21 protein-coding genes are annotated in these 18,220 nt (G+C 51.4%); 13 read left to right on the top strand and 8 right to left on the bottom strand.

Annotated features, from left to right (window positions below):
* The first annotated feature begins 442 nt into the window (after positions 1–442).
* Genes ACWIUF_RS14560 through ACWIUF_RS14545 form a run of 4 tightly spaced genes read left to right on the top strand, consistent with a single transcriptional unit; the run spans position 443 to position 3,056 of the window.
* Entirely contained in the window at positions 443–1,132 is a 690-nt protein-coding gene (locus ACWIUF_RS14560) for a glycosyltransferase family 2 protein (RefSeq protein WP_448573193.1), read from the top strand.
* A gap of 11 nt (positions 1,133–1,143) precedes the next feature.
* Positions 1,144–1,614 carry a dTDP-4-dehydrorhamnose 3,5-epimerase family protein gene (locus ACWIUF_RS14555; protein ID WP_448573192.1) on the top strand — a complete coding sequence of 157 codons (471 nt, stop codon included), beginning with the start codon at positions 1,144–1,146 and terminating at the stop codon, positions 1,612–1,614.
* Positions 1,596–2,183: a DUF6817 domain-containing protein gene (locus ACWIUF_RS14550; RefSeq protein ID WP_448573191.1), complete on the top strand. Its 588-nt coding sequence runs from the start codon at positions 1,596–1,598 to the stop codon at positions 2,181–2,183. Before ACWIUF_RS14555 ends, ACWIUF_RS14550 begins: the two co-directional genes overlap by 19 nt.
* A gap of 21 nt (positions 2,184–2,204) precedes the next feature.
* Entirely contained in the window at positions 2,205–3,056 is an 852-nt protein-coding gene (locus ACWIUF_RS14545) for an aldolase/citrate lyase family protein (RefSeq protein ID WP_448573190.1), read from the top strand.
* Between the two features lie 142 nt (positions 3,057–3,198).
* Here the strand turns inward: ACWIUF_RS14545 and ACWIUF_RS14540 are convergent, their stop codons facing one another.
* From ACWIUF_RS14540 to ACWIUF_RS14525, 4 genes are all read right to left on the bottom strand, one after another.
* The gene (locus ACWIUF_RS14540) at positions 3,199–3,564 is read right to left on the bottom strand and encodes a hypothetical protein (RefSeq protein ID WP_448573188.1); all 366 of its coding nucleotides are present in this window, start codon (positions 3,562–3,564) and stop codon (positions 3,199–3,201) included.
* Between the two features lie 166 nt (positions 3,565–3,730).
* Positions 3,731–4,105 (bottom strand): hypothetical protein, encoded by a 375-nt coding sequence (locus tag ACWIUF_RS14535; protein ID WP_448573186.1) that lies wholly within the window; start codon positions 4,103–4,105, stop codon positions 3,731–3,733.
* 542 nt (positions 4,106–4,647) lie between these two features.
* Positions 4,648–5,046, bottom strand: a complete 399-nt coding sequence (locus ACWIUF_RS14530) for a hypothetical protein (RefSeq protein WP_448573184.1) — start codon at positions 5,044–5,046, stop codon at positions 4,648–4,650.
* A gap of 311 nt (positions 5,047–5,357) precedes the next feature.
* Positions 5,358–5,693 (bottom strand): DUF2092 domain-containing protein, encoded by a 336-nt coding sequence (locus ACWIUF_RS14525; RefSeq protein WP_448573183.1) that lies wholly within the window; start codon positions 5,691–5,693, stop codon positions 5,358–5,360.
* Positions 5,694–5,889: 196 nt separating this feature from the next.
* On the opposite strand from ACWIUF_RS14525, the gene ACWIUF_RS14520 reads away from it, so the two are divergent.
* The 3 genes from ACWIUF_RS14520 to ACWIUF_RS14510 all read left to right on the top strand — a co-directional run bounded on the left by ACWIUF_RS14520 (position 5,890) and on the right by ACWIUF_RS14510 (position 7,884).
* Positions 5,890–6,498: a chorismate lyase gene (locus ACWIUF_RS14520; protein ID WP_448573182.1), complete on the top strand. Its 609-nt coding sequence runs from the start codon at positions 5,890–5,892 to the stop codon at positions 6,496–6,498.
* A 540-nt stretch (positions 6,499–7,038) separates the two neighbouring features.
* Positions 7,039–7,506 (top strand): hypothetical protein, encoded by a 468-nt coding sequence (locus ACWIUF_RS14515; RefSeq protein ID WP_448573181.1) that lies wholly within the window; start codon positions 7,039–7,041, stop codon positions 7,504–7,506.
* A 15-nt stretch (positions 7,507–7,521) separates the two neighbouring features.
* Entirely contained in the window at positions 7,522–7,884 is a 363-nt protein-coding gene (locus ACWIUF_RS14510; RefSeq protein ID WP_448573179.1) for a VOC family protein, read from the top strand.
* A 274-nt stretch (positions 7,885–8,158) separates the two neighbouring features.
* Here the strand turns inward: ACWIUF_RS14510 and ACWIUF_RS14505 are convergent, their stop codons facing one another.
* Complete coding sequence (locus tag ACWIUF_RS14505; protein WP_448573178.1) at positions 8,159–8,992, bottom strand: nuclear transport factor 2 family protein; 834 nt, start codon at positions 8,990–8,992, stop codon at positions 8,159–8,161.
* Positions 8,993–9,290: 298 nt separating this feature from the next.
* On the opposite strand from ACWIUF_RS14505, the gene isiD reads away from it, so the two are divergent.
* Positions 9,291–9,575 (top strand): protein IsiD, encoded by a 285-nt coding sequence (gene isiD / locus ACWIUF_RS14500; protein ID WP_448573177.1) that lies wholly within the window; start codon positions 9,291–9,293, stop codon positions 9,573–9,575.
* 6 nt (positions 9,576–9,581) lie between these two features.
* Positions 9,582–10,898, top strand: coding sequence for a bifunctional phosphopantothenoylcysteine decarboxylase/phosphopantothenate--cysteine ligase CoaBC (gene coaBC / locus ACWIUF_RS14495; protein ID WP_448573176.1), 1,317 nt, complete (start codon positions 9,582–9,584; stop codon positions 10,896–10,898).
* On the opposite strand, the gene psb30 is transcribed toward coaBC, so the two are convergent.
* Entirely contained in the window at positions 10,895–11,038 is a 144-nt protein-coding gene (gene psb30 / locus ACWIUF_RS14490) for a photosystem II reaction center protein Ycf12/Psb30 (protein ID WP_265902365.1), read from the bottom strand. The two genes, coaBC and psb30, sit on opposite strands and share 4 nt — an antisense overlap.
* Positions 11,039–11,177: 139 nt before the next feature.
* Between psb30 and ACWIUF_RS14485 the strand changes: the two genes are divergently transcribed.
* Positions 11,178–11,534, top strand: a complete 357-nt coding sequence (locus tag ACWIUF_RS14485) for a YkgJ family cysteine cluster protein (protein WP_448573175.1) — start codon at positions 11,178–11,180, stop codon at positions 11,532–11,534.
* An 89-nt stretch (positions 11,535–11,623) separates the two neighbouring features.
* Here ACWIUF_RS14485 and ACWIUF_RS14480 read toward each other — a convergent pair whose 3' ends face one another.
* On the bottom strand, positions 11,624–13,351 hold the full coding sequence (locus ACWIUF_RS14480; RefSeq protein WP_448573173.1) for a dipeptide ABC transporter ATP-binding protein: 1,728 nt from the start codon (positions 13,349–13,351) through the stop codon (positions 11,624–11,626).
* 374 nt (positions 13,352–13,725) lie between these two features.
* Here ACWIUF_RS14480 and ACWIUF_RS14475 point away from each other — a divergent pair, with 374 nt between their 5' ends.
* On the top strand, positions 13,726–14,724 hold the full coding sequence (locus ACWIUF_RS14475) for a DNA-methyltransferase (protein WP_448573172.1): 999 nt from the start codon (positions 13,726–13,728) through the stop codon (positions 14,722–14,724).
* 175 nt (positions 14,725–14,899) lie between these two features.
* Here ACWIUF_RS14475 and mnmE read toward each other — a convergent pair whose 3' ends face one another.
* On the bottom strand, positions 14,900–16,336 hold the full coding sequence (gene mnmE / locus ACWIUF_RS14470) for a tRNA uridine-5-carboxymethylaminomethyl(34) synthesis GTPase MnmE (protein WP_448573171.1): 1,437 nt from the start codon (positions 16,334–16,336) through the stop codon (positions 14,900–14,902).
* A 63-nt stretch (positions 16,337–16,399) separates the two neighbouring features.
* Here mnmE and ACWIUF_RS14465 point away from each other — a divergent pair, with 63 nt between their 5' ends.
* Together ACWIUF_RS14465 and accD are read left to right on the top strand one after the other, a co-directional pair.
* The gene (locus ACWIUF_RS14465; RefSeq protein WP_448573170.1) at positions 16,400–17,047 is read left to right on the top strand and encodes a dual specificity protein phosphatase family protein; all 648 of its coding nucleotides are present in this window, start codon (positions 16,400–16,402) and stop codon (positions 17,045–17,047) included.
* 288 nt (positions 17,048–17,335) lie between these two features.
* Positions 17,336–18,220: acetyl-CoA carboxylase, carboxyltransferase subunit beta (gene accD, locus ACWIUF_RS14460; RefSeq protein WP_448573169.1), on the top strand; the 885-nt coding region annotated here is incomplete at its 3' end.

The following is an 18,220-nucleotide window of genomic DNA, read 5'->3' as shown; positions in this document are numbered from 1 at the left end:
ACAAAGCTGCTTCAAGATCAATTTGACAAGCTTCGGGAATGAGGCTATCATAGAACATCATTTTTTATTTGTTAGAGGACAGAATACTGCATTCTGTCCCTTTTTTCCATCGCTTAACCTAACTTTCAACACTTCTGGGTTTCTAGGTGCTTGACACAGAAAAAAAATAGGCTATTCTGAATATATTGTGGTAGGCCATAGCTTATAGCCCGTGGCTTAGCTAGGGCAAGTCTTTTAATCACTTACTACAATAAAAACTGTATGAATTCCGTCATTTTCAGCAAGTAACCAAAGAAGCCGAGCTAGTACTGTTTTTTGATATTAAAGTTAAGATTTTTTATGTTTTTTCATTATGCATTGGTTGGTTATGATAGCAAATTCATGAAGAGGTACAAGAGTTGTGAAAATTCACGTATATTCTTTGTGCTGGAATGAGGTAAGTATGTTGCCCTATTATCTGCGTCATTATCAACCGATCGCGGAAAAATTCTTTATTTATGACGACGGATCAACTGATGGTTCCCTAGAAATTTTAAGCAGTTATGATAATGTGACTATTCAACCTTTTGTCAATGAAGAATATTCATTTGTACTAAACAGTCAAAAAATGGCAAATCAGGCTTGGAAGCAGAGCAGAGGGAAAGCTGATTGGGTAATTATTTGCAACATAGATGAACATGTGTACCATCCAGACTTAGAAAATTATCTAAAACATTGCTATTCCCAGGGTATTACAATTATTTCTGCTCAAGGGTATCAAATGATCTCAGAAAGTTTTCCTACCACGGACGATCTACTCTGCAATGCCATCACGCGAGGGATGCCTTGGGGATTAATGAACAAAGTAGTAATTTTTAATCCGAATTTAATTGAGGAGATTAACTATAATCCTGGAAGACATTTTGCTTTTCCTACGGGTCAAGTTTTATACCCCAAGCCTACCGAAGTTAAATTATTGCACTATAAATATCTGGGATTGGATTATCTTCTAAAACGTCATGCTGCATTGAAAATAGGCTTAAAACCACTGGATATTGAAATGAAATGGGGACGTCAGTATCTTTGGGATCGCGAAACAACAGAAAATGATTTTATCCATGTTAAGAATAATGCTATTGAAGTTATTCCTTAGTCTAAGCAACTATGCTGCCAGCAGGTTCTCCTATTCAAGGTGTCAAAATACTACCGCTCAAAATGGTATCGAATGAGCGAGGATGGTTAATGGAAATACAGCGACGAGATGATCCAAATTTTCCGGGCTTTGGTCAAGCGTACGTGACATCTACCCATCCTGGTATAGTTAAAGCTTGGTACAGACACCATCAGCAGGTTGATCAAATTATTCTTATCGCTGGGAGTATTAGGCTGGTTTTGTACGATGCACGCGAGAACTCATCATCTTATAGTAAGATTGATGTGATGGTACTTGAAGCAACTGAGCCTAGATTAATCCAGATCCCACCCAGGATTTGGCATGGTTTTCGGGCAGATGGAAGACAGCCCGCATTACTTCTTCATATTAACTCTCAGCCTTTTATCTTTGAAAAACCCGATGAGGATCGTCTACCACCTGAATCAGAATTTATTCCTTATTCATGGTCATCACCATCATGAACTCACAAACCTATTCATACGATCTAGATAACTATAATGTCTTGCTCCAGTTATTAGAAGCTCTTGGGGCAAAGACGTTAGGACATGTTAATGGAAGTCTCATCGCTCATCTAGAGGGTACTTGTCAATATCTAAATGCCTGGGGCAATCGCCAGGAACTTTGTGTTGCAGGTCTTTATCATGCAGTTTATAGTACCCACGGCTATCAGCATCAGCTTGTTACACTCGATCAACGTGATCTGATTATTCAGATTATTGGGATAGAAGCTGAAAATATTGTTTATCATTTTTCAGCGTGCGATCGTCATCATTTATATCCACGAATTGGTAGAGAGGAACCAGTGCTCTTTCCAGATCGTTTTTTGCATAAAACAAAAAAATTAGAACATCGACTGCTTTGTGATCTTTTGGAATTGACTATTGCCAATGAATTAGAAATTGCTAGACATAGTAAATCAGCTAAAGAGTTGGCTAAAAAACTATTTGCCGATTTAATTGCTCGATCTGAACCTTATGTCAGTCAGAATGCCTTTCAATATTGCCAACAGTTTTTTTATGGTAATTCTTAGAGCAAAATATTATGAGTAACAATGTTCCATAGGAATAAATTTGTATCTAATAGTAATACTATTGATCTGTGTTTGATAACGGCTGACTATAAATTGGCGAATCTTGCCCAAATTGCCGGAATCGATCGCATTATGGTTGACCTAGAGAGGTTAGGTAAGTCCCAACGTCAGGCAGGACAAAACTTATTCCTATCGGATCACCGTGAACAAGATGTGCAGATTCTACGGGAACTACTAGTCGATGCTTCGCTAATGGTACGCATTAATCCACTTCACGAGCATAGTCAAACAGAAATTGAAAGAATCCTTACCTATGGGGTAGATGTCATCATGCTACCCATGTTTGAAACTACCTTCCAAGTGCAGCAGTTTGTAGACCAGGTTCGAGGACGTGCGCGTACTTCACTTTTGTTGGAGAACAAAACTGCTTTGGAAAATCTCGATTCAATTTTGCAAGTACCAGGAATAGATGAAATTCATATTGGTCTGAACGATCTACGATTAAGCCTTGGGTTAGATATTATTTTTGAGATCCTTTGTTTAGGTCTATTAGATGATCCTTCTAGAAAGATTCGCCAAGCAGGCATCCGCTTTGGGTTTGGTGGTGTGACCGCTCCTACAATAACTCATCTACCCATTAACCCTGCTTGCATTATTGCGGAACAGGTCCGATTGGGATCAAGTCTAGCACTTTTGGGACGCAGTTTCCGCCACCTTTTCGAGCAGCATCCTGATATATATTTGCTGAAGCAAGCGGTTGCGTCTATTCGTAAATGTATTGAATATTGGCAACAGGCATCCACCGACGAACACTCACAAAATCGCGCTGAATTACAGCAGGCTGTTCTCCGTTGGCAGGCAGAGCTTCATTAAACGTGGGGTAGCAGCCACCGCGACGGTCTCAATCACGGGCAGGATGCCTTGTTGCAGTTGCAGGCAGGATGCCTACCCCACCGTTGCTTTTTTAACCTGCTATCTCTATCTCATCATGCGAAGTCATTCCCCAGGGACGCATTTAACGACAGACCTGAGTGACGACTGTGCTACGTTGATAGAGAGAACCAGCGGACGATCGCTGGGTATACACCTGCTTCTGGGTATCCGCCTGAGCATTACAAGTCCGGCGAAATACCGATAGATCGGGGCGTCGATAGCTATAGCCGCGATCGCGGTAGGGCGATCGCGGGAAGGAATAGCCTGGGGTCTGCACGTGCAGTTGATCACCATTGATCTGCACCTGACCATCATCGACAATGTGTATCCTCATATTGCCCGATCGCACCTCAAGAGTTTCCGCTAACGCCACCTTGGGCAGCAGCAGAAAAGTAGAAAATACCAACAATGGCATCACGTTAAACGCCATCACGCGTTTACTGTTCATGAGCCTTGACTCCGTTTACAAACATCACGTAGTAATAGGAAAAACACAGATCTGTCTTGGACAGATCTGCGCTTCTATTCCACCTCAAAAACGATGTTAGGCACTGCTTATACAAGCAAAACTAGCTCCAAGAGATACATCCTCCTTGAAGCTAGGTGAAAGTTGCTTACCTTTGCTGGATCGAGATGCCATCGCGTCCGCGACCCCGGCCTGGATGGGGCTTCTTGCTGTCAGGACTGCGGCGTTCATCGTTCACATTGATCTGCGTGCTACCCTGATAGGCGGCATTATCTTTGCCGACCACGGTTGCGCCCTGATAGGCGTCTTGAACTACACCGACATTGGCGTCCCGATGGCGAACATTGGTTTGCCGGTTGATGTTAATCTGCTGGCTGTCTTGCACAGCGGTGTTCCGTTGGCCTTCAATATAGAGATCCTGGGTATTGCGCTGAATCACTGCTGTATCGGCAAAAGCAGGCAATGAAATCATCCCCAAAGAGGTGAGGCTCAACAGACCCAAGGCATAAGCTCGCTTCAGCATTTTTTTCTCCTTAGAAGTTGTGTTGTTTCAGTGAGTAGTTCTTTGAGAACAGTGAAAAAAGTTTCCGGAAGGAATCGATTCCTTGATGAAAATTCCGACTGTTAGTGAAAGGTAGGAGTGAATAAACCCTGAAAACAAAACAGCCGAAGTTAAGAATGAGCATTCACAGGAGGTACCTCGATTTTACTAGCTAAACTAGTATTGTTCGCTCATGCTTAATTTGACGTTGATTTTGATTTTAGGTTCCCAGATTTATGATTTTTTTGAGATTTTTTGAGGCTAATTCACTCTATATATTAAGGAGATATTGATCTGAAATTAGCGATTCTAAAGCATGAAAAAAATTGAGAATCAATTGACAGATCCTTAATCAATTTATTCAACTTTAAGAATAGCGATGAGGTTACGATCCTGTCTCCTTCTCTTACCAGCTAAAGGTTGATGCTGGCAATGACGATCGCCTCAAAAATCTCGCTTTGTTCAAAAATCCCATCCAGGGAGATCACCCGGACCATGCCGCAGGGGATAAGCCGTTGGCTCGACTAATTGCGATCGCGGCCCCAGGCATGACCCTTACCCTGGTTACCAACCGCGCGATCGTTGCCCCGTCCCTGGGCATTGCCCTGGACACGTTGATTGACCTGCGTCGTCGTCTGGACCGCCTGGTTGCTCTGGCCGTTGACTGCGGCTCCTTGGGCGGCATCCTGCACCGTCCCCGTATTATTGAGGGCACGCTTGAGGTTGCCCTGGCCGGGGTGATTGACATTCACCTGATTAATTACCTGGATCACCTGGTTATTGTCCCCCGTGACCGTGGCCTGCTGGCTAGCGTTTTGGACCGTGGCCACCGGGTTATTGTTTGAACTGGCCCAGCTTGGCAGGGGAGCTACCCCCAACATGGCCGTACTTAGCACACCGAGTACACCAATTTTGGTCAGCATCAGTTTCTCGTCTCCGTAAAGGCACGTAGCTTAGGCGGCTCAGACGGTGGTTTTATCGAAAGGTTCCGTAATCTTCCCTAGGCTTGCTCGGAAACTTAGGAGGCCGTCTGGATAGGGTTTGGGAACAATTGGGTATCGTGGCGGTGGCTACGGCAGTATCAGGGTTGGCGACCTTTCCCCTCAGCAACGAGGCGCTCGCATTGGGTTGGGTTGAGGTAGGGCAACCCACAAATCAACCGCTTGAACTGGGGAGACGGTGCCAATGGCGTGGGCAACCGATCGCCCCCAGTTCATCTCCCATCACCCCACGTTTATTGGCCCAGATAGAAGTCGGTGACCCGTTCATCCCCCACATACTCACTACGCAGGCGGTTGGGCTTTTGGACCGACAGGCTTTGGTAGGCGCTATATTGCACCTTGTTGCCAAAGTCCAGCACATTGTCGTAGGTGATGTCCATCTCCACGGTGAACGATCGCTGGGCCTTGAGAAAGTCACAGACCTGATCTACGACCTGAGCGGTGGTTCGGGATCGGGGGGCATCGGGTTTGGAATCTGCCGCTGGCGTTTGGGCCAGTGCCCCCGTGTTCCTGGAGATCGGTAGGGCTAGGGTCAGCAGCAGCGAAGCGATCAACACGGATCGGCGCATAGGGGTTGACAAAGTATTTTGTATCTCAGCGATCGTCCCCTTGAGACTAGCCTGCCGATAAGTGGCGGCTAACAAAACTTAGGGAAATCTTCTTCTCCTTGCCATCAGCGATCATCTGCCAGATTTCACCCAGGCAATTTATCCTCGCTGTAAAGGCGATATCATACGGAAAAGAACGTTAAGTTGTGTAAAGACTTTGGCTACCGCTTACGAAATCAAGAGTCGCTCCAGCCAGCCGACGGCATGGCATAAGCTGAGTCCCCTCTGGCAGGGTGGAGAAGCTGTGGTACAAGCCGGCCTTCCCCATCAACAACTCGCCCCCGCGTGGCAAATCCTCCTGCTGGGGGATGGGTCACCCACCCGTCATTTACGGCTATTAACAGGGGAACCAATCGAAGTCGATGTCATTGATATGTCCACGATCGGCATGAACCCTGATCAAGCCCCAGCCCTCATTGAAGCTGTCCCTGGTCCCCGCCTGCGCCGGCAAGTCTGGTTACGCACGGCCTCTGGTCAACGGTTGGCCTATGCCACCTCCTGGTGGGATGCGAGCCATATCGATGAGTATTTACAAAATCGATCGCTCCCTATCTGGGACAATCTTTCCCGCCTGCATTCGGAACTCTATCGCGATATCCAGGGCATCCACTACGGCCACTCCCCCAGTCTAGAAGCAGCCTTTGCTGAAACGGGACCTTTTTGGGGACGGCATTACTTGTTCTGGCATAGTGGCCAACCCCTCACCCTGATTTATGAAGTTTTTTCGCCCTATCTGCGGCGGTATTTGGGGCCGTTGCAGGTTTAGGAGAGAGGAGAGTGCTCTGGTGGTGGGTTGCCGGGAGGGCAGGTGCCAAGATTAGTCGTAACGACTTTAGTCGTTACCGGCTAAAGCCAGCGCTACCAACGCAGCACTACAAATGCAAACATTGCGGCATTTACTTTTCGAGCAACTATCCTGATCGGGCGGTATGGTGGAGTGGCAGCAGTCGGTATGCTGTATCCAACTTCTCTAGGTTAGGTAATGTCATGGAAACGACTTCCTCCCTCGATGTGATTATGGGTATTGTGGCGATCGCGATCGTGCTGGGGGGCCTCTTCTTGCTGCTCAGTGGGGTGAGTGGGATTGGACGTTCTTGAAGAAAAGCGATCGTCCCGTCATACAATCCAAATACATACTTTCAGTAGCTTGAAACATCATTGTGGGGCAAGCATCCCGCCTGCCCTTGAGACAGCCGCGACGGCTTGCCCCGAAGACAGCCGCGATGGCTATCCCATGTTCAATTTGTGATCTACTGAACCTTTATGATCTTCGCTCTGTCCCCCTATTTTCCGAACGCTGACGACGATGACCCTGGCAACTGCTTACCCCTCTGCTCCTGATCTCACCGCTGATGACTATGTGGTAATTGGCCTTGCAACCTGCTTTATCCGCGAAGAGGGCGAAATCCATCCCGTTGAAGTGGCGGAACCGATTCCCTCAGCGGCCCTGGAAGCGATTACGAAAGGGATTCCCACCTCCTACCAGCTAGCTTGTGGCACTCGGCTGGGCAGTGTCTTGCAGGACGAAAGTAAGGCCCAACTGCCGCCAGAGTTCCCCGCTACGGCTCAACTCTGCGATGACTTCCAGGAACGGACGATCGCCGCTGCCCGGACCTACAAACGGCGGCCTGAAAGCCAATCCCTGATCCCGATCGGCAGCCTGCGTCGAGATATGAACCATTCGCTCGATCGCAAGCGTATTCTCAACTCGGAACGCATCGTGCGCACGGAAGATAACGTCAAGCAACACGCCTACACCCACCAGGTTTTGTAACGGTATCCCCCGACCATGCACCTGACCCAATACCTCCATGTGGCTCTACTGGTCACTGATCTGCCACGGGCTGAGCATTTCTATGGTACTGTTCTGGGGCTACGCAAGGTTGATCGGTCGTTTAACTTTCCCGGCTGCTGGTATCAGCTAGGCGACGTGCAACTGCACCTGATCACCACGGCGAGCGCCCTGCCCCCCCTGGCTAACATCGATAAATGGGGCCGTAACCCCCATATCGCCTTTGCCGTCGCCGATCTAGAGGCGGCGAAACAGACGCTTTTGCAGGCCGGTGCCCCCGTGCAGATGAGCGCTTCCGGTCGTCCTGCCTTGTTCACCCAAGACCCGGACGGCAACATTATTGAACTGAGTCAGGGGTAGGCCGAGCCTGCCTCCTAAAAAATGGCAAAAAAAAGCCCCCTAGGTGCTGGGGGGACTTCTGAGGTGTTCTATGTCTTTCCCTAATCTTCAGCATAGGGATGTCCGCCAATTCTTGCCTCACCAATATAACTGATCCGATCGGGTGAATGATCCGCCCTTATCCGCAAAATCACGCAGATAATACCCACCCCGGGGGGCAGACGAGCAGGATCAGCGCTATGCCCTGCCCAATGACCGGGCGCTGCGGCTACCCCTAGACCCAATCGAATCCTGGTTAAGGATCTATGCGTTCCACCACCCGCAGGCGTTGGGTGACAAACGTCATCCCCTCGGGCCGGATCAAGGTCACCGTAATCCAGCGATTATCGGGCATAATCGGTGCACGCCCCAGCTTAAAAATCCCCCCGGCTGACAGCAGCTCTAAATTGGTCGGGACTGGCTCAAAGAAGCCGTTGGCCCGCACGGGTTTTTCCTGGATCGCCCCCAGCAGCAGGCTGTCGCCCAGTGGCTCCTCGACAATGGCATCAAAACTAAAGGTCTGGCCCACTTTAACCGCTTCTGGCAACTTAATGGTTACCGTCGGCGGGGCTGTGCCGGTGGTCAGTTGGCTCTGCTCGGCCAAAATCTCCTGACGCACAATCTTATCCTGGTCGATCGCCTGACGCGATCGTAGCTGAGCCTTTAACTGCACTTCCCGACTGGCAAGGCTTTGGGTCCCCGTAATGGTGGTCACGGTTTCCGCCATGAGGGTGGAACCTTCCTGCTCCCAGTTCAGCAGCTCGGTTTGGTAGCTCAGTTGGGGATACCGTTCCCAGAGCTTTTTGAGGTCTTCCTGAAGGGTGCTATAGACTAGGCCATCTGAGTTTGCAAATGCCGGACTGTAATGCCGCATCACTGCCTCAAGATCCTGACGATTAGCCGCCTCGTCAATTTCTGTTAATAGCACTTTCAGGGCATCAGGGGCCGTTTCTGCCGTTTCGGCCTGCACGGGCGCGGCAGCACCAACCCACAGCGCCGTTAGGCCCAGGGTTAAGCACAGTAGGCGTCGGCGCAGAGGGAGCAACGTTGCTGGGCGGTTGTGGGCTGGAGGAAGGTTAAGAAGACGCATGGGCAATCCCGGACGATCCATGTTGAGGGTGATGATTGTCTTGATCGTAGCTATCTTGATGCTAACTAATGGTAACTGATAGTACCCGATCGCTTAGGTTGGATAGTAACGGAACTCGGTGGCAATGCCTAGGGGCCGGGAGCGCCCTTCTGATCGCCGAGGAGCCGCTCCGGAAGCTATTGCCCCACTCAAAACATTACAAAACACGAAGAAACCGAAGAATCTTGGATCAGCCCCCACGATTCGGCCATTGCTGGCCTAAGCTTAGGGAGAGAGGTCCTTGGGAGATGTATGCCTTATGCAGACTTGCCGCACTGAACCCGTCCCCCCCCCGCTGGCCGAACCCTATCCTGGAAACGATACCAAGAAACCCGCTGGACAATATTCTGAGAAATACAACGTGGCGACCCTCACGGCTGCCGATGTGGCTGAACTCGCCAGTCGCCTAGAGCAAGACGACTATACCAACGCCTTTGCGGGATTAGAAGACTGGCACCTGCTCCGCAGCATCGCCTTCCAGCGGCCTGAGTTAGTGGAACCCTATATCCACCTGCTCGACCTTGAAGCCTATGATGAAGCCTAGCGGTTAATGTTTGCTAATCGCCGCATTGTGCTGGGTATTGGGGGCGGTATTGCTGCTTATAAGCTGTGCGCGGTTGCCTCCACCTTGGCCCAGGCAGGAGCAGAGGTGCGAGCTATCCTGACCGATAAGGCCCAAGCCTTTGTCACGCCGCTGACCTTTGCCACCCTCTGTCGTCATCGTGCCTATACCGACGCCGACTTTTGGCAGGCCGATCGCGATCGGCCCCTGCATATCGAATTGGGAGAATGGGCGGAAGGATTGGTCCTTGCCCCGCTGACGGCCAATACCCTGGCCAAGTTAACCTATGGGTTGGCGGATAATCTTCTCACCAATACGGTTTTGGCCTCTCGTTGTCCCATTCTGCTGGCTCCGGCCATGAATACGGATATGTGGGAGCAGGCGGTTGTCCAAAGGAACTGGCAGCAGCTCATGGCCAATCCCCGCTATCACGGGACGGAACCCGGATCGGGGCGATTAGCCTGCGATCGCGTTGGGGCCGGTCGCATGGCGGAACCGGTCACCCTCTTGGCCCACCTCCAGTCGTTGCTTTATACCCAGGGACGCCGCGATCTTCAGGGTAAACGGGTCCTCATCAGTGCGGGGGGTACCCAGGAATACCTTGATCCTGTGCGCTATTTAGGTAATCCGGCAACCGGCAAGATGGGTGTGGCCTTGGCGCAAGCGGCTCTGCATCGGGGGGCACAGGTCACCCTGGTACATGGTCCCCTCGCTGGAATCGACCCCGCCGCCCTCATGGGGATGCAAACGGTGGCGGTCACCACGGCAGACGCAATGCGGCAAGCGATGCTTAGCCAGTTTGCTAATGCCGATCTCATCCTGATGGCAGCAGCCGTGGCCGATTACAAACCAGCGACATACCAGCCCCATAAACTCGCCAAACAGGATCTTCCGAATCCTCTCCCCCTGGCCCCGGTTCCTGATATTGTGGCTGAGTTGGGGGAACGCAAACAGCCCCACCAGTGCTTGGTCGGCTTTGCGGCCCAGACCGGTGAGGTGGTGCCGCCGGCCTTGATCAAATTACAGCGTAAAAACCTGGACGCGATCGTGGCCAATCCCATCGATCAGCCGGAAACGGGTTTTGGCCGTGATGCCAATCAGGCCGTTTTTATCCATCGGCACGGGCAACAGCAGCGGATTGAACCCTGTAGCAAGTTGGATTTTGCCCATCGACTGCTGGATTTCCTCCAGGAAACACGAAGCCCCTGCCTGGGACTCGCGACAGCAGGTGATCGGGAGCGGCAGGGGACAAACTCAACGAACGCCCCCTCGGCGGCGTTGCAGAAACGATCGGCGGAACCTTAAAGGTCGCCACCCCGGGCCGCTAGGAGGAAAATCACGGCTGGACCTGCCAGCATAATCAGGGCGACAAAGGTCAGTTGCAGAATCGGTTCAATGTTGAAGCCGAAAACGTTGATCGCTGCAAGCTGAGACACGATTTCCATGTTTCCTCCTGAATGAACTGAGCAGGGATGAGGCCAAATTGATTCGCATTTAATCTTATCGAGTTGTTTGAACTCTCTTTTAAGGAAGTTTACAAAAGTATACGTTTGTCGAGAAGCACACCAGAGGGGACTGTCGGCGATGGCAACTTGGCAATGTATTGAGCAGTGTGGGGCTTGCTGCCACCTTGATCCAGCAGCCCGTCCCGGCTTGGCTTCCTACCTCAGCCCGACGGAATTGGCCCAGTATCTTGCTTTAGTGGGGGAGGATGGTTGGTGTATTCACTTTGATCCGGAGAGCCGCCAATGCCGTATCTATGCTGATCGTCCCCGTTTCTGTCGGGTGGAGGCACCCATCTTTCAGGAAATGTATGGCATTCAACCGGAGGCCCTAGATGACTTTGCGATCGTTTGTTGCCGGCAACAGATTCGGGGGGTATATGGTCGCCGCAGCGAGGTGCTGCGGCGCTTTAACCGGGCTATCCAGTCTCCGACCTAGGTGTTTGGGTTCCCAACCCGCCAGAGGCCAATCCCACAACAACTGGCTAGAGATTAATCCTACGGGTGATTTGAATCGTTAATGATGGGCTACAACGTCTGCTGCTTTGCCAGTAGAGGGGCGGCTTGTAGCAGGGTTTGGGTATAAGGGTGTTGGGGTTGGGTAAAAATTGCTGCCGTGGAGCCGAGTTCCACAATCTGACCTGCCTGCATCACTGCAATGCGATCGCATAAAAATCGCGCCACCCAAAGATCATGGGTAATGAACAAATAGGTCAGATCAAACTCCTGTTTGAGTTTCAGCATTAGGTCCAATACCTGCGCCTGAATACTGGCATCGAGCATACTCACTGGCTCATCACAAATTAACAGCTTGGGCTGGGTAATCAATGCCCGCGCGATCGCCACCCGTTGTTGTTGCCCGCCGGATAAGTCCCCCGGATAGCGATCGTAAAACGTTTCTACTGGGGTTAAACCCACCCGTTCTAGCATTTGTAGGACCTGCGATCGGGCTTGTTTGGGAGTTGCCAATTGATGAATCAACAGCGGATCGGCAATACTTTCCCCAACCGTTAATAGCGGATTTAAGCAGGCATGGGGGTCTTGAAAAATCATTTGCATTTGTCGGCGTTGTTGGCGTAGCGATCGCGGTGAAAGTCGGGTTAACTCTTGTCCCAAAAACTCCACCCGGCCCGCCGTCGGCGGAATTAACTGCAAAATTGTCCGGGACAGCGTACTCTTGCCACAGCCTGACTCCCCCACCAACCCCAAAATTTCCCCCGGATACAGGTCCAAACTAATCCCATCTACGGCCTTAATCACCTGCGGGGATTTTGCCAACAACCGCTCCAAAAAATTCGGCTCAATCACATAGTGCTTCTGTACCTGCTCCAGTCGCAATAAGGGTCTTGCGGGTACTTCCTGCCTTTGTGCCTTTGTGCCTTTGTGGTGATCTAATGGCTCTGCTTGATTCCCTGGGTCCCCCCCATTTTCCCCCTGTTGCAGATGCAATGCCGCCCGCAACAGCGATCGCGTGTAGTCATGCTGGGGCTGCGTCAACACCATCCCCGTTGGTCCCAGTTCCACCAATTTCCCCGCGCACATCACCGCCAGACGATCGCAGTATTCCCCCACCAGCGCCAAATCATGGGAAATCAACAACAACCCCATGTCGCGCTCACTGCACAGCCGCGTCAACTCCTGAAGAATCTGGGCCGATACCGTCACATCCAAACTCGTCGTCGGTTCGTCCGCCACAATCAACTGGGGTTGCAATAACAAGGCCAAGGCGATCGCCACCCGTTGCCGCATCCCGCCACTAAACTCATGGGGATATTGGGTCCAACGATTCGCCGGAATCTTCACGGCTGCCAAGGTTTCTAGCGCGATCGCCTTGGCCTGTTGCCGCGATAACTTTGGCCGGTGTGCCCGTAGGGTTTCTACGCAATGTTCGGCAATGGTCAACACCGGATTCAGCCGCGTCATCGGGTCCTGGAAGACCAAGGCGATCGCTTCCCCCCGAAACCGCCGCAGGCGATCGGGCGAGAATGCCAATACCGACTCCCCATTGAACCGGATGTCCCCCTCAATCCGTGCCTGGGGCAGCAACCGCATCACCGCCCGTCCCAAAGTAGACTTGCCACACCCCGACTCCCCCACCAACCCCAACCGTTCTCCCCGTTGCAGGGTAAGGGACACCCCGTCCACAGCCCAAGGGATAGACGCATCGGGGTTGACAGCGGCGATCGTAGCGACTGACCCATCAGCTTGGGGATAGGCCACACGCAGGTTTTCGATCTGGAGCAGGGGGGAATCCATTAGCCTCTTGTCTGTTGGTGATGGACGTACTCAAGTATAGGGACTAGGGAGTAGAGAGTGGAGAGTAGAGAGTGGAGAGTAGAGAGTAGAGAGCGGCGAAAAGGCATTGACCTGATCTCTGCTGATGTTGATCTCCCTGGCATCCCTATAGGATTAGATCACGGTGGCAGCGCCAGACAGTTTCTAGTAGAATCTATGCAGAGATCTCAAGCATTGAACCTAACTGAATTCCAAAAATTGTAATCCAAAAAATGATAAAGTTATGAAATCCTACTGTCAAAGTCTGATAAGCCAAAGAAGTGATTTATTAAACTTCAACTTTACTCGATTTGGCTGGTGTGTTTGCGATTTCTACTCGTGGCTCATGATTAACTATGGTGCAAAATAAGGAACGTGCTCCTCGCAATCGGACAATTACTCTAAACGAAGAAGAGAAAGTCAAATATGGACAAAAGTTATTGCGGTTAGACAAGCCTGCCAGCTTGCAAGAAGTTATTAACTGCACAATTAACCAAGACTTATTTCAAGTAGTGAATTTCTTGCCACAACAATCGGTTGATTTGTTGTTTATTGATCCACCTTATAATCTAAATAAAACTTTCAATTCTAATAGTTTTAAAAAAAGAGACTTAGATGCTTACACAAGCTGGCTAGATGCTTGCTTGGCTGGTCTTGAGAGGCTGCTAAAGCCTACCTCATCTGTTTATATATGCTGTGATTGGCAATCTTCACCGGCTGTATTTGAAGTAATTAAAGATCGCTTTAAGGTGCGTAATCGAATTACCTGGGAGCGTGAGAAAGGGCGCGGAGCCAGTAAGAATTGGAAAAATGCATCGGAAGATATTTGGTTTTGTACAGTTTCTGAAACGTACACCTTTAATGTCGATGCTGTCAAGTTAAAGCGTAAGGTAATCGCTCCCTACACGGTGAATGGTCATCCCAAGGATTGGGATATGACCGAACAAGGCAACTATCGTCTTACACATCCTTCCAATCTCTGGACCGATTTGACGGTTCCTTTTTGGTCCATGCCGGAGAATACAGATCATCCCACCCAAAAACCAGAAAAACTAGTTGCTAAGATCATCCTGGCCAGTTCTGATCCTGGCGATGTGGTCTTTGATCCTTTTCTTGGTTCAGGGACAACATCGGTGGTTGCTAAGAAATTAGGTAGGCAGTTTTTCGGTGTGGAGCTTGACGAAGTATATGCTTGCTTGGCTGAGAAGCGTCTTGAAATTGCCGAAGTCGAGCCTTCAATCCAGGGCTATGCTGAAGGAGTTTTCTGGGAAAGAAATACATTGCATGAGCAAGTTAAGAAACATAATTTCCGAAATCAACAAGTATCCCAATACCCAGTTAATGATGCATCTTAATGATCGTGATGTCAATTTTCAAACTGTTTCAGTTGCTGCGACAAACTACTCTGTACGACGCCAATAATTAGGATTTTTGATACTAATAGAGTCATGATATTTAGTAAAAATACTAGATTTTCTATCATCAGAAATTAGGTGAAGTTAGGAAAGTATCAGTTCAGTTCCCTACCTGCTATTTACCAATACAAAATCGGCTAAAGATTTGATCTAACACTGACTCTGTAACCTCCTCACCTGTAATCTCACCCAAAGCGTGGATAGCAGTCCGGAGATCGATGCTCCAGAAGTCGAGGGGAAGGTGGGCTGCGATCGTGTCCTCCACTTGCTTTAAGGCTCCCTGGGCACGGGTCAGTGCTGCCGCTTGTCGTTGGTTAATGGCCACTTCCAGGTTGGCCGCTTGCAGGTGATCCGCCTGGATCGCTTGCAAAATGGCTGCCTCTAAATCCTCAATCCCTTGACCCTGGAGGGCAGCTGTTGCCACCCGGTAGCGAATACCCTCGGCATCAGGTAGGGGCTGATTAGGGGCCAATTGATCGATCTTGTTGATCACTAGGATTAGAGGCCGGTGGCGGACTTGTTCGTAAATGTGCCGATCGTCCTCGGTCCATCCCACTTGGGCATCGATCGTCAATAACACCAAATCGGCTGCTTGCGCTGCCCGCCGCGATCGCTCAACCCCCAACTGCTCCACGCGATCGTCCGTTGTCCGAATGCCCGCCGTATCCAGCACTTGGACTGGAATGCCACCGACGACCAACTGGGACTCCACCACATCGCGGGTCGTACCCGGTAGATCAGTCACAATGGCGCGATCGCTGCGACTCCAGGCATTGAGCAAGCTCGACTTGCCCACATTGGGCCGTCCCACGATCGCCACCTTCAAACCCGTGCGCAGCAATTGCCCCCGCTCCGCCGTCGCCAGCAGGGATTGAATGGCCATGCTTACCTGCTGAATCTGGGCTTGGACCCATGCCTCATCCAGGGGAGGCAGATCCTCCTCAAAGTCAATACGGGCCTCAATTTCCGCCAAAATCTCTAAACATTGGGCACGCAACTGACGGATGGGTGCCTGCAATTTGCCCTGAAGCCCTGCCAATGCCGCCTGGGCTGCCTGCTGGGATTGGGCACTGACTAGATCGGCCACACCCTCTGCCTGCGTCAAGTCCAAACGCCCGTTGAGAAACGCCCGCAGGGTGAATTCCCCCGCCTGGGCCAACCGTGCCCCCTGTTCTAGGCATAACTGCAAAACCTGCTGCACCACCATAATGCCGCCATGACAGTGGAACTCCACCACATCCTCACGGGTGTAGGACCGAGGTGCCCGCATCAGTAGAAGCAGGGCCTCATCCACCAACTGCTGGGTTTGGGGGTGGCGAATGTGACCGTAGAGAATCCGATGGCTCTCCCAGATCTGCCGACCGGGGGCTTGAAACAGGGTTCGGGCAATTGCCCATGCCTGGGAACCCGATAGCCGCACGATGCCAATACTGCCCTGCTGGGGCACAATAGCGGTGGCAATAGCAGCGATCGTGTCAGTCATGGCCGCGATTATGAGGTGTCGGGGTGTCGCTTTGGGGAAATTGGCTAAAATGTGGGGGACTGGGGCCACAGACTCCCCTTAATCGGGGTAAAGAACAAGCGGATTTTGACGACCCATCGGGCAGAGGGTAGATTGTTGCAACGCAAAAGCCAGCAATTCTGGCAATGGTTATGGCAGTTCATCGGGATGCTTCCACAACGCCTCACACAGTTGTGGCCCCGTCGCATGGCCAGGGATCACTCCTTGCCCTTGAGCCAACGTGCTGCTGACTCCTTAGACTGGGTGATTCCGGGTAAGTTGGCGGTGGGTGGCTTACCGCAACCCGGCGATCAGGAGCGACTCGCACAAGCCAATATCCAAGTTATCCTATCACTCACCGCCCCGATCGAAGCTGACTTGCCCCCGGAGGTCGCACAGCATTTTCGCTGCGCCCGGGTTTCCTTGCCCGACAGTCGTTATGAAGTCAACCTGCGGGTGGAGCGATTGGCCAAGGCTGTGGATCTGGTCCACCGCAGCCTCAGTCAACAGTTACCGATCTACGTGCATTGCCTCGCCGGAATTGAGCGATCGCCGATGGTATGCATTGCTTACCTCTGCCGCTACCACGAGCTAGACCTGTGGGAGGCGGTGAACTGGCTTAAACAGGTGCGCCCCTGTGCCTCGCCAACAATGGCACAACTGCAAGTGCTACAGGACTTACTCCAAAGGGCAGATGCGACTGTGTTCGCCCAGCGGCGGCACATCCCCACTGCCCAGCCGCAACCCGTCAAGAGGTCCTGAATCAAGGCGCTGGGCAGCGGCTTGCGGAAAGGCAGGAGAACGGCTCTGGTAAACTAAGATTTACCCATCTTGAAAGCATCCCTAGCCGATTGCAGTTGCCCCAAGGGTTCACGACCGCAACCCAATGCGGTGTTGCATGGGATAAGTCGTTGCTCACTGTTCGTATCATCGTTCGTAGTAATGACTTCAGTCGTTGACCCCTGCCACTCAATGAGGAACTGCATGGGGTATGGGTGGCCAATTGGGGTCTGCTTGTCGGTTTCTGCCTGTGGGGTAAAACAGCGTTAAATGTCTCTATTTGATTGGTTTGATCATCGACGCAAGTCAGCGCCGATCAGCAAAGAACGCCAGGAACGGGAGATTGCTGACGGTCTGTGGCATAAGTGTGCGGTCTGCGGGGTCATGACCTATACCAAGGATCTGCGGGCCAATCAGTTGGTCTGTCCGGAGTGCGGCCACCACCACCCAGTCTTCAGTGATGAACGGATTCACCAACTCATTGATGCGGAAACCTGGGTCGCCATTGACGAAATGTTGGCCCCTGTCGATCCCCTGCGATTCCGCGATCGTAAGGCTTACAGCGATCGTATTATCGAAACCCAGGCCAAAATTAACCTCAAGGATGCTGTCCAGACAGGGCTAGGGCAATTGGACGGCTTGCCCGTTGCCCTAGGGGTCATGGACTTTCGGTTTATGGGGGGCAGCATGGGGTCCGTGGTCGGGGAAAAGCTCACTCGGTTGATTGAGCGGGCCACAGCAGAGCAGATCCCGGTGGTTATTGTCTGCGCGTCTGGTGGGGCGCGGATGCAAGAAGGTATGCTCAGCCTGATGCAAATGGCCAAGATCTCCGCCGCCCTCGATCGCCATCGAGCTGCCCAACAACTCTACCTACCGGTGCTTACCCATCCCACCACGGGGGGGGTTACGGCTAGTTTTGCCATGCTGGGTGATATTATCCTGGCTGAGCCTAATGCCACCATTGGTTTTGCTGGACGGCGGGTTATCGAACAAACCCTGCGGGAAAAACTGCCCGACAATTTCCAGACGTCGGAATACCTCCAGCAACATGGCTTTATTGATGTGATCGTGCCCCGGACCCAGCTCAAATCCACTCTGGCCCAACTTATCCGACTTCATCAGCCGCCCCAAAGCCTCCTCCCGCCCGCCCCCCTC

Source organism: Trichothermofontia sp. (genome assembly GCF_053493415.1).
This window is presented reverse-complemented; position numbering and strand designations above follow the sequence as displayed.